The sequence below is a fragment of the Arthrobacter sp. 10L430 genome (genome assembly GCF_056395245.1).
Window position 1 is genome coordinate 255,286 of the sequence record NZ_JBFTJD010000002.1, and the last position, 14,603, is coordinate 269,888.

Here is a 14,603-nt window from a genome sequence, read left to right on the forward strand (position 1 = left end):
CCGTGACTGCTGACCGCCCCGCAGATACCGGCACCGGCAATTCCCTCGATCTTGCCGCCGAGCCGTGGCTCGGAAGCGCCTCAGGTTCCGCCAACGCGCAGCCCGCTTCAGACCCCACCACAGACGCCCCCGCCCTTGAGGTCCGCCCCGGCCGCTGGATCGCCAACTGGGATGCAGAGAACAAGCACCAGTGGGAAACCCAGGGCCGCGCCATTGCGCGCCGGAACCTCAACTGGTCCATCTTCGCCGAATTCCTCGGCTTCGTTGTCTGGCAGCTCTGGTCCATCGTTGTGGTCCAGCTTCCGGCCGCAGGCTTTACCTTCAGCACGTCGGAAATCTTCTGGCTCATCTCCATGCCGAGCCTCGTAGGCGCCACGCTCCGCATCCCCTACACCTTCATGGTCCCGCGCTTCGGCGGCCGGAACTGGACGATCGTTTCGGCGACACTCCTTCTGATTCCCTCGGTCGGCCTGGCGATGTGCGTCTCCAACCCGGACACACCGTTCGGCGTCATGCTGCTCGTGGCGGCCCTGGCCGGCTTCGGCGGCGGCAACTTCGCCAGCTCCATGGCGAACATCACCTTCTTCTACCCGGCGCGTGAAAAGGGCTGGGCCCTGGGACTGAACGCCGCGGGCGGAAACATGGGTGCCGCCGTCGCGCAGCTTGCCGTTCCGATCGCCATCACGCTCCTTGCCGCCGGCACCGTCAACCTTCCGGTCGCAGGCCTCATGTGGGTTCCGCTGATCCTGATCGCTGCCTTCGGCGCCTACAAGTACATGGACAACCTCACGAGTGCCAAGGGAGACGTGGCCGGATCGCTGGCCGCCCTGAAGGAACCGCACCTGTGGATTATGGCCCTGCTGTACATCGGCACGTTCGGCTCCTTCATCGGTTTCGCCGGCGTGTTCCCGAAGCTCATCAAGGACTACTTCCCCGCCTTCTCCTCCATCGGAGTCGGCACCGTAGCCCTTTCGCTGGCCTTCCTCGGCCCGCTGGTCGGCTCCCTGGCCCGCCCCTACGGCGGACGCATGGCTGACCGCATGGGCGGCGCCCGCATGACCGTTGCAGCCTTCGCCTCCATGGCCGTCATCACGCTGACGATGATCTGGACGCTCCCCCTGAAGAACTTCTGGCTCTTCCTGGTCCTGTTCCTGATGCTCTTCACCGCCAGCGGCTTCGGAAACGGCGCCACTTACCGCATGATCCCGGTGATCTTCGCCATCTCCAGCCGGGCAGCCCGCTCCGGTGCCAGCACGGTCACCACTCAGCGTCTGGCTTCCTCGGCCCTCGGCCTGATCTCCGCAATCGGCGCCTACGGCGGGTTTGTTATCCCGCAGGTCCTGAACGCCTCCAACACGGCCAGCGGCTCCTACACCCCGGCGTTCTACGGCTTCGTCGGCGCCTATGTGCTGATGCTGGCGGTCTGCTGGTTCTGCTACATCCGCAACGCCAACCGAAACGCGATGGGACACGTCTAACATGACCAAAAGCGCCGACACGCACTGCCCTTACTGCGCCCTGCAGTGCGCCATGACGCTCAAGTCTCCAGCGGCTCTGACCCCGGCTGTCCAGCCGGGGTCAGACCCCGTGCCGGCTGCGCCGGCCCTTGAAGTCAGCGGCCGCGAGTTCCCCACGAACCGCGGCGGCCTCTGCCGCAAGGGCTGGACCTCGGCATCCCTCCTGCACCACCCGGGGCGCGTCACCGAGCCGATGATGAAGGGTCCCGACGGCGTCCACCGCCCCATCACCTGGGACGAGGCTCTGGCCCGCATCACCACCGCTGTCAAGGACACCCGCGCGAAGTACGGAGCCGACGCAGTCGGAGTCTTCGGCGGCGGCGGCCTCACGAACGAGAAGGCCTACCAGCTGGGCAAGTTCGCCCGCATCGCGCTGGGCACGTCCCGCATCGACTACAACGGCCGGTTCTGCATGTCCTCCGCGGCGGCGGCCGGGATGCGCAGCTTCGGCCTCGACCGCGGGCTGCCGTTTCCGCTGGAGGCACTGGACACCGCCAGCACCATCATGATGCTCGGCTCCAACGTCGCCGAGACCATGCCGCCCTTCGTCCAGCACCTGCAGGGCGTCCGCGACGCCAGCGGTCTGATCGTGGTGGACCCCCGCCGGTCCGCCACCGCGGCCTTCACAGCCGACGGCGGCGGCCTCCACCTCCAGCCCCTGCCGGGCACCGACCTCACCCTCCTGCTCGGCCTCGCCCACGTGGTCATCCACGAAGGACTCGTGGACACGGACTACGTCCAGGCCCGCACCAGCGGTTACGACGCACTGGTCCGCAGCGTCAACGCGTTCTGGCCTGAGCGCGTCCAGTCCATCACCGGCGTTCCCGCCGACCTCATCCGCGAGACGGCACGCCGGCTTGCCGACGGCGCCCGCCGCGGCGGCAGCTACATCCTCACCGGCCGCGGCGTGGAACAGCACGTGGACGGCACCGACACCGCCACTGCGGCCATCAACCTCAGCCTCCTGCTCGGGCTGCCGGGCACCGCCCGCAGCGGCTACGGCACCCTCACCGGCCAGGGCAACGGCCAGGGCGGCCGCGAACACGGCCAGAAGGCCGACCAGCTGCCCGGCTACCGCAAGATCACCGATCCCGCGGCCAGGGCGCACATGGCCAAGGTCTGGAATGTGCCGGAGGACCTCATCCCCGGTCCCGGACTACCGGCCGTGCAGCTCCTGAAGTCCCTGGGACAGCCCGACGGCGTCCGCTGCCTCTTCGTGCATGCCTCCAACATCGCCGTCGCATCCCCGGACGCCAACTCGGTCATCGACGGACTCCGCAGCCTGGATTTCCTCATGGTCTGCGACTTCTTCATGTCCGAGACCGCCGCAGAGGCTGACCTCGTCCTGCCGGTGCTTCAATGGGCCGAGGAGGAAGGCACGCTGACCAACCTGGAAGGCCGCGTCCTGCGCCGCCGCCAGGCAATTCAACCGCCTGCCGGAGCCCGCAGCGAGCTCTGGATCATGTCGCAGCTGGCTGAGGCCCTGGACGCGCCGTCCACCTTCAGCGACGACCCGGAGACGGTTTTCGAAGAGCTCCGGCTGGCATCCGCCGGCGGCCTGGCCGATTACTCAGGCATCGACTACGCCATGCTGGACAAGGGCGAGGCCGCCTACTGGCCGTACCCCGCCGGAAGCACCGGCACGCCGCGGCTGTTCCTGGACGCCTTTGCGCACGCGGACGGCAAAGCCGTCATGACCCCGGTGGCGCCCCGCCGCCGTCGGACTCCGGCAGCGAATACGGACCCGGCGGCCAAAACCATGACCCTCATTACCGGCCGCCTGCTGGAGCACTACCAGTCGGGAGCCCAGACGCGGCGTGTCTCCGAACTCCTTGCTTCCCAGCCCGAAGCCAGGATGCAGATCCACCCCGCGGCCGCAGCGGCAATGGGCATCACCGACGGTGCGCTGGTTTCGGTGGCAAACGAGCGCGGCGAGGTGGTCTGCCGGGCAGAGCTCAGCACGGCCATCCGTCCCGAGACCGTGTTCCTGCCGTTCCACTTCCCGGAGCTGGAGAGCGCGAACCGGCTGACGGAAGCCGCCACGGATCCCATCTCCGGGATGCCCGAATTCAAATTCAACAAGGTATGGGTCCGGCTGGCCGCGAACGTACTAAACACCAGTGTTCTTCAGACATCGGAGGCCTCATGAGCGAGCAGATTGTAATTGTCGGATTTGGTCCGGTGGCCGCACGGCTGGTCGACGAGCTCCTGCCCGGCGTGCGGGCCGGACAGGTCGGGGTGACGGTCATCGGCCAGGAGGCCGACGCCGCCTACAACCGCGTGCTGGTGGCCGACCTCGGCGTGGGCCGCACCACTCCGGAAGCGCTGGCACTGGCCGACGCTGCGGCCCTCGCCGCGGACGGCGTTGACGTCCGGCTGGGCGTCAAGGTCAAGCGCGTGGACCGGGCACGGCAGAACGTCATTCTCTCTGACGGGACCTCGGCCCACTACGACCGGCTGGTCTTCGCCACAGGTTCCCGGCCGGTCATCCCCAACCTCACCGGCATCAACCCCGACCCTGCGGCGCCGGTCCTGCCGGAAGGCGTCACGGCACTGCGTGACCTGAGCAATGCCGAGGTGCTCCGCCAGGCTGTTGCCGGGCGCAAGCGGGTGGTGGTGCTCGGCGGCGGTGTCCTGGGTCTCGAGACGGCCCTCGCGGCGGCCGAGGAAGGCGCCACGGTTACCGTGGTCCACAACGGTCCGCACCCGCTGGGCCGCAACATCGACCGCGGGGGCGGCGCGGTGCTTGCCGCCAGCCTCCGCAACTGCGGTGTCCGCGTTGCCGGCAACGCCCGTTCCACGGGCGTTGAGCACAACGCTCCCGACGGCGGGTTCTCGGCTCTGCTGCTCGACGACGGTTCGGCGATTGACGGCGACCTCCTGGTCCTTTCCTGCGGCGTCCGTCCGCGTACCGAGCTCGCGGAGGGCTGCGGGCTGTCAACGGGGACGGGAATCCTCGTGGACCACCGCCTCCGCGCCCACCACGAACCGCACATCTTCGCCATCGGCGACTGCGCCGAGGTCCGTTGCCCGGAGCCGGACTGCATCGAATGCCGCACCGCCCGGGGACCGTCCGGCCTGGTGGGACCGGGCTGGCGGCAGGCCGAATGGCTCGCCGAATACCTTCTGCTGCTTGCCGAGGGCCCCCAGGAGGACGCGGACTCGTTGCCCGCCCTCCCCCAGGAGAAGCCCGGCGTGATCGTGCTCAAGGCACGCGGCATGAACATGGCCGTGGCAGGGGACAACTCGGCCGAGCCGTGGGACGAGGAAGTCCTGACGGCGGGAGCGGTCAACGGCCGGCCGCGGCTCCAGATCGCCCAGTGGGCCGATCCCGAGCACGGACGCTACGTGAAAATGACCACCCGCGGCGGTGTGCTCGAGGGCCTGGTCAGCGTGGGCATGCCCCGGACCGCCGGCGAGCTGGTGCAGCTCTTCGAACGCGGTGCTGAGCTGCCCGCCGACCGATCCCTGCTCCTGCGGCTTGACGGTCCGGACCAGCTGGCCTCAGCCGGCGCCTCCAGTGACCCGGAAAGCACCGTGTGCCGGTGTGCGGGCGTCAGCGGAGGCAAGATCACCGAGGCGGTGACGGCGGGCTGCTCCACCGTGGCAGAGGTTTCCTCGGCCACCCGCGCCGGCACCGGCTGCGGCGGCTGCCACGAGGACATCAAGGGACTCATCGAAAAACACTTCCAGGCAGCAGCTGCGTAAGGGCCGGGTCCCCGCTCGGCCGCGTCACAGTTCGCGGGCAATACCCGGATGACAGGTAGCATCGGTGCCATGAGTGCCGACGACGACGACGACATCACCGAAGAGCTGCTGGCTGACGCCGGGAAGCTCACCGGCCTGAGCCTTGAGCTCCTGGGCCTGGACCCGCACCCCGATGAGATGACCGCAGAGCAGCGGCTTCAGTTTGATCCTGAGGACCTGGAAGAGATGGCGTCCGTCGCTCCGGACGAGCGGCAGATGTCCGTGCGGCAGACGTGCCTCTTGGCCGGCCTCCTGTGGAATTCATCCAGTGTCCTCATCGACCAGCTGTTCCGGGATCTGGGAACGCTGAGCAAGCTGGGCGCAGTCACGCCGGCCGACATCGCCGGGACCTCAGTTCTGTCTTCGTTGCCGCCGCAGTTCGCCGCACGGTATGACGCGAAGTTCACGCAGAAGTTCATTGTGGTCGCGGCGGACGTCACCGCGTCCCTGGCGCGGGGATGGACCGCTCCCGGCTGCCTTGCGGGCGAGCTCGCCGTGCGTTGCCTACTCGATCAGGCCGAGATCACCGAGGACATCTACGAACTCGATCTTCCCGATGAGTGGCGGGCGAACGTTGAGGAAGTCCTGCTCGAGGACGCCGAGTGTGAAGCCCTGTACTCCGATGAAGCACTGCACCCTGATGAAGCAGTGCACGCCGGTGAAGCACTGCACTCCGGTGAATTGCTCCCGGACGACGCAGGCGCCAACGGCGCGGGAAAGCCTGACGTCCGGGATTGGTTCAAGCCCTTTACGCGCGGCGACGCCGTTCCCCCGTACGCCTGGTCCTAATAGCGTCCCCGGCCGGCTTCCGTGGCGGTGATGTTGAAGGAGGCGTCCAGCTTCACGGTCGCCAGCGAGCCGTCGGCCTTCGTGATGTGTGCCTCGTAGACGGCTCCCTCAGCGTCGTTTTCAACACGGTGGACAGTCGCGCCGGGGTTGGCGGCGAGGACCGCGCTCCGCACCCTCGTGGCAGTACTCCCGGTCAGCAGCTTCTCCGTAATCCCGTTGGCCTGGTGGCTGCCCTTGGCGGAGTCCGTGCTGGACTGGCTGCCGGCGTTGGTGCTTGATGCAATAACGGGGTAGCCCATGGCGAGATACGCACCTCCACCCACGAGGCCCGCGACGAGGGCAGAGTTCATTGCGACTTTTCTGACCGTATTCATGACTAGCTCCTGGCTTCCGCGGTCCGAGCATCCGGAAACTCTCCGCTTAGCTGACCGCACGTGGGTCGGGCGTCGCGTCCCGGAGCCGCCAATCCCAGGATCGACAGTCAGGATTTTACGCGCGCGTCCGGGCGCTGGCTAGGAGCAAACTGCTACATGTGGACGTGCAGGCGCCTGGCTGCTTCGGAGATGGAACCGCTCAGTGACGGGTAGACCGCGAAGGTGCTGGCGACATCGTCCACGTGCAGTTTCTGCTTCACCGCGATGGAGATCGCGAAAATCAGTTCAGACGCGTTCGGCCCCACCACGACACCGCCGATCACCGTGCCCGAGCCCTTGCGGGCGAAGATCTTGACGAAGCCGTCCTTGGCGTTGCGCATCTTGGCGCGGGCATTGCTCTTCAGCGTGAGCTTGACGATGTCGCCCTGGTACTTGCCGGACTCGATCTCGGCCTCGGAAACACCCACGGAGGCGATCTCCGGCGAGGTGAAGATGTTGGACGCCACCTGGTGCAGCTTGATGGGCGTCACGCTGTCGCCGAGGAAGTGCGCGATGGCGATTCGGCCCTGCATGGCTGCGACGGAGGCCAGCGCGAGAACGCCGGTGCAGTCGCCGGCGGCATAGATGTTCGGCGCAGTGGTGCGGGAAACGCCGTCGACCTTGATGTGGCCGCTCTCGGTGAGCGCGACGCCAGCCTCTTCGAGACCGATTCCGGCAGTGTTGGGGATGGAGCCCACGCAGACCAGGCAATGGCTTCCGGTGACCTTGGAGCCGTCGCCGAGGGTGACCACCACGCCATCCTCGGTCCGCTCCACAGTTTCGGCCCGAGAGCGTGACAGGACGTGCACGCCGCGGCGCTCGAACACCTCTTCCAGCACCTCCGCGGCGTCAGTGTCTGAACCGGGGAGCACCCGGTCACGGCTGGAAATCAGGGTGACCTTCGAACCCAGGCCGTTGTACGCGGAGGCGAACTCGGCGCCGGTCACGCCCGATCCCACCACGATCAGTTCTTCGGGAAGCTCGTCCAGGTTGTAGATCTGGGCCCAGTTCAGGATGCGTTCACCGTCAGGCCGCGCAGTCGGCAGCTCGCGCGGGTGGGCCCCCACGGTCAGCAGGATGGCGTCGGCCTCGACAGTCTCCGTGCCGTCGGCGGTCAGGACTTCGATGGTGCGGTTGTCCACCAGCTTGCCGGAGCCGAGCAGGATGCGGACGTTCTGCTGCTCCAGGCCGGCCGTGATGTCCCGGGACTGCTGGCGGGCGAGGCCGAGCAGCCGGTCGTTGATGTGCTTGAGATCCGCACGCATCACGGGGACGAAGTCACCACCGTCGACATCGAACTTGACCCCCAGCTCCCCCGCCTCACCGACGCGGGTCATCAGGTCCGCCGTCGCAATCAGCGTCTTGGAAGGCACGACGTCGGTCAGCACGGCTGATCCGCCGAGGCCGGAACGCTCAATAATGGTGACCTTGGCCCCCAGCGAGGCGGCAACCATGGCGGCTTCGTAGCCGCCCGGGCCTCCGCCGAGAATTGCGATTCGGGGTGCGCTGAAATCGGGGTGCATAGTCACAATCAACCATTCTCTCCCACATGGCGCCGCACCACCAACAACCAGGGCTGACCCCGCGGTCCCCGGGCGGCTGACTTTGCGCTGTCCACCGCGGCGCCCGCACGATAGCTTGTACCAGTGAGTAATACAGAATTCCTGAACACTGACCCGTTCGAGGCGGCCCGCACGGCTGCCGACTACATCGCTGCAGAAACCGGCGTCGAGTCGCACGACATCGCGCTGGTCCTCGGCTCCGGCTGGGGCGAGGCAGCCGACCTGATCGGTGAGACAACGGCCACCCTGATGGCCTCCGAGGTGCCGGGCTTTTCCGCCCCTGCCGTGGAGGGCCACGTGGGCACCATCCGTTCGGTGCTGACCAGGGAAGGCAAGCGCGCACTGGTGCTCGGGGCCCGCACCCACTATTACGAGGGCAAGGGCGTCCGTGCCGTTGTCCACGGAGTCCGCACCGCGGCCGCCGCCGGCTGCAAGGCCCTGGTGGTCACCAACGGCTGTGGCGGACTCAACGAAAACTGGGCACCCGGAACGCCTGTGCTGATCAAGGATCACATCAACCTCACCGCCACGTCACCGCTCGAAGGGGCCACCTTCGTTGACCTGACAGACCTCTACTCGTCCCGCATCCGCGGCCTGGCGCGTGAGGTAGATCCCTCGCTGGACGAGGGCGTGTACGCGCAGTTCACCGGGCCGCACTATGAAACGCCGGCCGAGGTCCAGTACGCCAAGCGGATCGGCGCCGACCTCGTGGGCATGTCCACCGCGCTGGAGGCCATCGCCGCACGGCACGCCGGCATGGAGGTGTTCGGCATCTCGCTCGTGACCAACCTCGCCGCCGGCATCAGCCCGGTTCCGCTCAGCCACGCGGAAGTGCTCGAAGCGGGCCATGCAGCCGGGCCGCGCATCTCCAAGCTCCTCGCGGAGATCATCGCCAGGCTGTGAGCCGTCAGCTTTCCGGCCGGTTGTCTGTTCCGAGGAGCTGCGCCAGGGTGTCAGGCCGCGCGTCCGGAAACCTGCGCTCGATGGACTGCGCAATACCTGCCACGTTCTGGCGGGCGAGCTCCGTGCGCCAGGCCAGCTCGGCATGGCGCATCGCCTGTGAGATGAGGCAGCTCCGCGTGTAGTCCTCTCCCATGTCGCCGCCCGGGCCGTTCTTGAGGATGCCGTCACAGCGGAAGGCCAGGTCCCTGCCCTCGATGGCCAGCACAACGTCCAGCACGGTGATCTTGTCCGGCCGCCGCGACAGCTGAAAGCCTCCCTTCGGCCCCGAAACCGAGTCAAGGATTCCGGCACGCACCAGGGCCTGAAGCTGTTTGTTCAGGTACGCCGGGGGCAGCTTGTGGAGCTCGGCCAGCTTGGCGCTGCTGATGGCCTCTCCCACAGGAGTCCATGCCATATTCACACAGCAGTGCAGGGCCCACTCCACGCCCTGGTTCATCTTCATTCCGAGACACTACGTGTCCAGAATTTCCGGTGTCAAGGGATGCCGAGGGCCCGGCATCCCGGCGAGAAGTGACCGGACGGATGGCTTGTCCGGCACCGCTCTGCACTGCTTTGACGATAGTTTGGTTCCTATGACCTCTTCCGCTGCCGATTCCCAGCTGTTCAGCGACGCCCGCGCCTGGGCCGACCAGGACCCGGATCCCGCGACCTCCACGGCCTTGGCCGAGCTACTGACACTCGCCGAAGCCGGCACACCGGCGGCCATTCAGCAGTTGCAGGACAGCTTCAGCGGAACCCTGCAGTTCGGCACAGCCGGCCTCCGGGCAGCGCTAGGCCCCGGGCCCAACCGGATGAACCGTGTGGTGGTCCGCCGCGCAGCGTCGGGTTTCGCGGGCTTCCTGGCCGCAGCGGTGGAAAACGCGTCGCCCGGAACCCGGCCGCGCGCCGTCGTCGGCTTTGATGCCCGCTACAACTCGGACATTTTTGCCGAAGAGACCGCCGCGATCTTCACAGCGGCAGGCATCGAAACCTTCCTCATGCCGGCCGCGCTGCCCACCCCGCTCCTGGCCTATGCCGTGCGGGCGCTCGACTGCGACGGCGGAGTGATGGTCACAGCCAGCCACAACCCGCCGCAGGACAACGGTTACAAGGTATACCTGGGCCGCCATGCGGTGGAGGAGAGCGGCCGCGGCGCGCAGATCGTTGCGCCGTATGATGCCCTGATCGCCGCGGAGATCGACACGGTGGGAGCGCTGGACACCATCCTGCTGGCCGAGGACGGCTGGACCGTGCTGGAGCCGGGCATCACCGCAGACTATGAGGCCGCCACGGCGGCGTTGGCAAACCGGGACCTCTTCCCCGCCCGCGACCTCAAGATCGTGCTCACGCCCATGCACGGAGTGGGCGGCGACACGGCCGTTGCCGTTCTCAAAGCCGCCGGCTTCGCCGACGTCTCGCTGGTCAGCGAGCAGGCCGAGCCCGACCCGGACTTTCCTACTGTCAGCTTCCCCAATCCGGAGGAGCCCGGGGCCCTGGACCTTGCCCTCGCCGCCGCTGCGCAGGCTGATGCGGACATCGTCCTGGCCAATGACCCCGACGCCGACCGGGCTGCGGTGGCGGCCAAGGACCCGGACACAGGCGCATGGCGGATGCTGCGGGGCGATGAAGTGGGCGCGCTCCTGGGCGCGCACGTTGTGGAGCGGCTGGCGGCCTCCACAGAAGAAACGCACGACGGCGTGTTCGCCAATTCGATCGTATCCTCACGGCTGCTGCAGCGCATCGCCGCCGCGGCCGGCTACGCGCACGAGGAAACACTCACGGGATTCAAGTGGATCTCCCGCGTGCCTGGCCTGCTTTACGGCTACGAAGAAGCGCTGGGCTATTGCGTGGCCCCCGACCTCGTCCGGGACAAGGACGGCATTTCGGCGGCGGTCCTGATCGCCGAGCTCGCGGCGGCTGCCAAGGCGGGTGGCAAGACCATCTTCGACACGCTGGACGAGCTGTACCTGGTGCACGGCCTGCACGCGGGCGATCAGCTGAGCATCCGGGTAGCGGACCTCGGCCTGCTGGATGCCATGATGAACCGGCTCCGCGTGAGCCCGCCGGAATCGTTCGGCGGCTCCGCCGTGGAATCGTCGATCGACCTGGCCGAAGGCAACGACGACCTGCCACCGACGGACGGCCTCGTCTACCTGACCCGAGACCTTACGCGCGTGATCATCCGCCCCAGCGGCACCGAGCCGAAGCTCAAGTGCTACCTGGAAGTCATCCGGAGCGTGGGATCTGCCGCCGAACTGCCGGAGGCCCGGCTGGCCGCGCGGGCCGCCCTGGACCAGGTGCTGGGCGACGTCCGCGAGGCCTTGGGGCTGTAGGAGCGTCGGGCTAGAGCTCGATTTCGATGTGGCCGTCTTCGACGCGGGTGTTGAACGTGGCCAGCTGCAGTCCGGCATCGCCGAAGCACTCGCCGGTCTCAAGGTCGTAAACCTCTTTGTGCAGCGGCGACGCGATGGTGGGGCGGGTGCCGCGCGATCCGAGGATGCCGCGTGCCATCACGAAGGCGCCGGTGGCCGGATCCTCCTGGGCGACGGCGAAAACCTCACCGGGTGCGGTGCGGAACAACGCCAGCTGGCGGCCGGCAACAAGTGCCGCTTCGCCCCAGGCGAGCTCCAGTTCGTCCACGGCGCAGACCCGGTGCCAGCCAGTGGCGTATCCGGTTTCAAGATCCTCAAGTTCCAGTGTTGCCGTCATGTCGGCTCCTCTCCCTGTGCCTGCTTCCCGGCGGAAGGCCGGTTCCCGCGAGGCGTATTGCGGCCTGCTTCAGCCGCCAATGCGGCGGTATATTCAAGCTAGGTTGCCGGTGTTTCAGAGGCGTGCAGTCAATGTGTCCGGAACGTAAAAGACACCTCACCTGTCCCGAAACCTGTTCGTGATGCAGAAGTTAAGTTCACGAAACATAAGGGAAACTGAAGCGAAATTCCCTTTGCCTAGTCTGGATGGACAAGCTGCAGAGCACCGTCTGCGGCCCAGCGAAAGGCCCACAGTGACCGAACAGACTTCAAGCACAGAGACACCACGCCGCATCGTGGTCGCCGGCGGCGGCCCCGCAGCCCACCGTTTTGCGGATGCTATGCATGCGCGTGGCCTCGAAGGCTGGCAGGTAACTGTTCTCACGGAGGAAGCGCACCTGCCCTATGACCGCGTTGCCCTGAGCAAGGCCCTCACAGACAGCACCGTTGACCTCACGCTTGGCGCCGCGGCCATGTGGGACCACGACGTACTCAATCTGAAGACCGGCGAGCGCGTAGTTAAGATCGACACCACGGGCAAGACCGTAGAAACCGCCGCCGGCAGCACGTACGAATACGACGAACTCGTGGTTGCCACCGGTTCTGATGCGGCCAGGCTCCCGATCCCCGGCGCCGAGCACGTGCACGTTTACCGCACGCTCGAAGACGTCTGGGCGATCAACAAGTCCATCGCCGAGCTCACCGAGAAGTTTGGCCGCAAGATCAATGCCGTCACCATCGGCGGCGGGCTGCTGGGTCTGGAATCCGCAGCCGGCACCGAGCATCTCGGGGCAACCCCGGTCGTCATCAACGGCGCCCCGTGGCTGATGAACACCCAGCTCGATGAAGGCGCCGGCCAGGCGCTGGGCCGCCTAATCGAATCCAAGGGCTTCGAGGTCCACGGCGGCGTGTTCCCCACCGAAATTCTTGCCGACGACGACGGCCAGGTCACCGGCGTGCTGATGGCCGACGGCCGCACCATCCCGGCTGACCTTGTGATCGTGGCCATCGGCGTCAGGCCCCGCGATGAACTCTTCCGCGCCGCCGAGGGTGAGGAGTCCTTGTTTGATCTTGGCCCCCGCGGCGGCGTGGTTATCAACGATGACTGCTCCACCCAGGTCCCCGGTGTCTGGGCCATCGGTGAAGTGGCGAACTTCGGCGGCATGTGCCTGGGCCTCGTTGCTCCGGCCAACACCATGGCCGAAATCGTGGCAGACCGCCTGCACGGCGGCGAGGCGACCTTCCCTGGCTTTGACACCGCCACGAAGCTGAAGCTGTCAGGTGTTGACGTTGCAAGCTTCGGTGATGCCTTTGCCAAGACCGAGCACGCCCTCGAAATCGTTTACGCGGACCCTGCCCGCGGTGTTTACCAGAAGATCGTCACCACGGATGACGCCAAGACCCTGCTCGGCGGCATCTTCGTCGGCGACGCCACTCCGTACACCAGCCTGCGCCCGCTCCTGGGCCGTGAGCTTCCCGCTGAGCCGGGTGCCTACCTGACGGCGGCCGGCGGCGGCGACGCCCCTGAGACAGAGCTGCCGGACGACGCCATTCTGTGTTCCTGCAACAACGTGTCTGCGGGGACCATCCGGGACACGGTCAACGGCTGCGGGGCCTGCGACGGCAACGCTCCCGTTCAGGAACTCGGCGAGCTCAAGGGCTGCACCCGCGCAGGAACCAGCTGCGGTTCGTGTGTGCCGATGCTCAAGAAGCTGCTCGAAACCGAACTGACCAAGTCCGGCGTCGAAGTCTCGAAGGCACTCTGCGAGCACATCGAGCTGTCCCGCCAGGAACTCTTCGATGCCATCCGCGTCCTCGAACTGACCTCCTTCGAAGAGATCATGGCCAAGTACGGCACCGGCGCCGGCTGCGACATCTGCAAGCCGACCATCGCCAACATCCTGGCCAGCCAGAACAGCGCCTATGTGCTCGACGCCGGCCGCGGCACACTGCAGGACACCAACGACCGCGCCTTGGCCAACATGCAGAAGGACGGCACCTACTCGGTGGTCCCCCGCATCGCCGGCGGCGAGATCACCCCGAAGAAGCTCGGCGTTATTGCCGCCGTGGCCGAGAAGTACAACCTGTACACCAAGATCACCGGCGGCCAGCGGATCGACATGTTCGGTGCGCGGCTGGAAGAGCTCCCGGAAATCTGGAAGGAACTCGTGGATGCCGGCTTCGAGTCCGGCCAGGCCTACGGCAAGAGCCTGCGCACGGTGAAGTCCTGCGTCGGTTCCACCTGGTGCCGCTTCGGCGTCCAGGACTCGGTGGCCATGGCCATCCAGCTGGAACTGCGCTACCGCGGCCTCCGCAGCCCGCACAAGCTAAAGATGGGCGTCTCCGGCTGTGCCCGCGAATGCGCCGAGGCCCGCGGCAAGGACGTCGGCGTGATCGCCACCGCCGACGGCTGGAACCTGTACGTCGGCGGAAACGGCGGTGCCACCCCGGCCCACGCCCAGCTGCTGGCCAAGGACCTCGACGACGAGACACTGATCAAGTACATCGACCGCTACTTTATGTACTACATCCGCACCGCGGACCGGCTGCAGCGCACCGCCCGCTGGCAGGAGGAGCTCGACGGCGGCATCAAGCACGTCGAGGACGTGGTGGTGCGTGACACCCTGGGCATCGCCGAGGAACTCGAGGCGGCCATGGCCAAGCATGTTGACACCTACGAGGACGAATGGGCTGACACCCTGAAGGATCCGGAGCGCCTGCGCCGGTTCCGCTCCTTCGTCAACGCCCCCGACCAGAAGGACGACTCCATTTCCTTCGTCCCCGACGAGCGCGGCCAGATGCGCCCGGCCACGGCAGAGGAAAAAGGGAAGGTCCTGATCGGGGCTTCCATCCCCATGAGGCCCCGCGATGAGAACGAGGTATAGG

The 14,603-nt window shown here is 67.0% G+C and carries 11 protein-coding genes; 7 read left to right on the forward strand and 4 right to left on the reverse strand.

Features of this window, described 5'->3' with window-relative positions:
• Positions 1-2: 2 nt before the first annotated feature.
• From AC1DDG_RS03370 to AC1DDG_RS03385, 4 genes are all read left to right on the forward strand, one after another.
• The gene (locus AC1DDG_RS03370; protein ID WP_476874947.1) at positions 3-1,478 is read left to right on the forward strand and encodes an MFS transporter; all 1,476 of its coding nucleotides are present in this window, start codon (positions 3-5) and stop codon (positions 1,476-1,478) included.
• A gap of 1 nt (position 1,479) precedes the next feature.
• On the forward strand, positions 1,480-3,666 hold the full coding sequence (locus AC1DDG_RS03375) for a molybdopterin oxidoreductase family protein (protein ID WP_476874948.1): 2,187 nt from the start codon (positions 1,480-1,482) through the stop codon (positions 3,664-3,666).
• Positions 3,663-5,225, forward strand: coding sequence for an FAD-dependent oxidoreductase (locus tag AC1DDG_RS03380; RefSeq protein ID WP_476874949.1), 1,563 nt, complete (start codon positions 3,663-3,665; stop codon positions 5,223-5,225). Before AC1DDG_RS03375 ends, AC1DDG_RS03380 begins: the two co-directional genes overlap by 4 nt.
• A gap of 69 nt (positions 5,226-5,294) precedes the next feature.
• A complete protein-coding gene (locus tag AC1DDG_RS03385) occupies positions 5,295-6,053 on the forward strand; it encodes a hypothetical protein (RefSeq protein WP_476874950.1) in 759 nt (252 codons plus the stop codon).
• On the opposite strand, the gene AC1DDG_RS03390 is transcribed toward AC1DDG_RS03385, so the two are convergent.
• Together AC1DDG_RS03390 and AC1DDG_RS03395 are read right to left on the reverse strand one after the other, a co-directional pair.
• The gene (locus AC1DDG_RS03390) at positions 6,050-6,427 is read right to left on the reverse strand and encodes a PepSY domain-containing protein (protein WP_476874951.1); all 378 of its coding nucleotides are present in this window, start codon (positions 6,425-6,427) and stop codon (positions 6,050-6,052) included. The two genes, AC1DDG_RS03385 and AC1DDG_RS03390, sit on opposite strands and share 4 nt — an antisense overlap.
• 152 nt (positions 6,428-6,579) lie before the next feature.
• Positions 6,580-7,995, reverse strand: a complete 1,416-nt coding sequence (locus tag AC1DDG_RS03395; protein ID WP_476874952.1) for an NAD(P)H-quinone dehydrogenase — start codon at positions 7,993-7,995, stop codon at positions 6,580-6,582.
• Positions 7,996-8,112: 117 nt separating this feature from the next.
• Here AC1DDG_RS03395 and AC1DDG_RS03400 point away from each other — a divergent pair, with 117 nt between their 5' ends.
• Positions 8,113-8,931: a purine-nucleoside phosphorylase gene (locus AC1DDG_RS03400; protein WP_476874953.1), complete on the forward strand. Its 819-nt coding sequence runs from the start codon at positions 8,113-8,115 to the stop codon at positions 8,929-8,931.
• A gap of 4 nt (positions 8,932-8,935) precedes the next feature.
• On the opposite strand, the gene AC1DDG_RS03405 is transcribed toward AC1DDG_RS03400, so the two are convergent.
• Entirely contained in the window at positions 8,936-9,433 is a 498-nt protein-coding gene (locus tag AC1DDG_RS03405; protein ID WP_476874954.1) for an RrF2 family transcriptional regulator, read from the reverse strand.
• Between the two features lie 130 nt (positions 9,434-9,563).
• Here AC1DDG_RS03405 and AC1DDG_RS03410 point away from each other — a divergent pair, with 130 nt between their 5' ends.
• Complete coding sequence (locus AC1DDG_RS03410; RefSeq protein WP_476874955.1) at positions 9,564-11,303, forward strand: phospho-sugar mutase; 1,740 nt, start codon at positions 9,564-9,566, stop codon at positions 11,301-11,303.
• Positions 11,304-11,313: 10 nt separating this feature from the next.
• On the opposite strand, the gene nirD is transcribed toward AC1DDG_RS03410, so the two are convergent.
• On the reverse strand, positions 11,314-11,679 hold the full coding sequence (nirD, locus tag AC1DDG_RS03415) for a nitrite reductase small subunit NirD (protein WP_476874956.1): 366 nt from the start codon (positions 11,677-11,679) through the stop codon (positions 11,314-11,316).
• Between the two features lie 292 nt (positions 11,680-11,971).
• Here nirD and nirB point away from each other — a divergent pair, with 292 nt between their 5' ends.
• A complete protein-coding gene (nirB, locus tag AC1DDG_RS03420; RefSeq protein ID WP_476874957.1) occupies positions 11,972-14,602 on the forward strand; it encodes a nitrite reductase large subunit NirB in 2,631 nt (876 codons plus the stop codon).
• Position 14,603: the final 1 nt, after the last annotated feature.

Coding starts and splice junctions, on each gene's coding strand:
- AC1DDG_RS03375 (WP_476874948.1), top strand. CDS start 1,480: ATGACCAAAAGCGCCGACACGCACTGCCCTTACTGCGCCCTGCAGTGC.
- AC1DDG_RS03380 (WP_476874949.1), top strand. CDS start 3,663: ATGAGCGAGCAGATTGTAATTGTCGGATTTGGTCCGGTGGCCGCACGG.
- AC1DDG_RS03385 (WP_476874950.1), top strand. CDS start 5,295: ATGAGTGCCGACGACGACGACGACATCACCGAAGAGCTGCTGGCTGAC.
- AC1DDG_RS03390 (WP_476874951.1), bottom strand. CDS start 6,427: ATGAATACGGTCAGAAAAGTCGCAATGAACTCTGCCCTCGTCGCGGGC.
- AC1DDG_RS03405 (WP_476874954.1), bottom strand. CDS start 9,433: ATGAAGATGAACCAGGGCGTGGAGTGGGCCCTGCACTGCTGTGTGAAT.
- AC1DDG_RS03410 (WP_476874955.1), top strand. CDS start 9,564: ATGACCTCTTCCGCTGCCGATTCCCAGCTGTTCAGCGACGCCCGCGCC.
- nirD (WP_476874956.1), bottom strand. CDS start 11,679: ATGACGGCAACACTGGAACTTGAGGATCTTGAAACCGGATACGCCACT.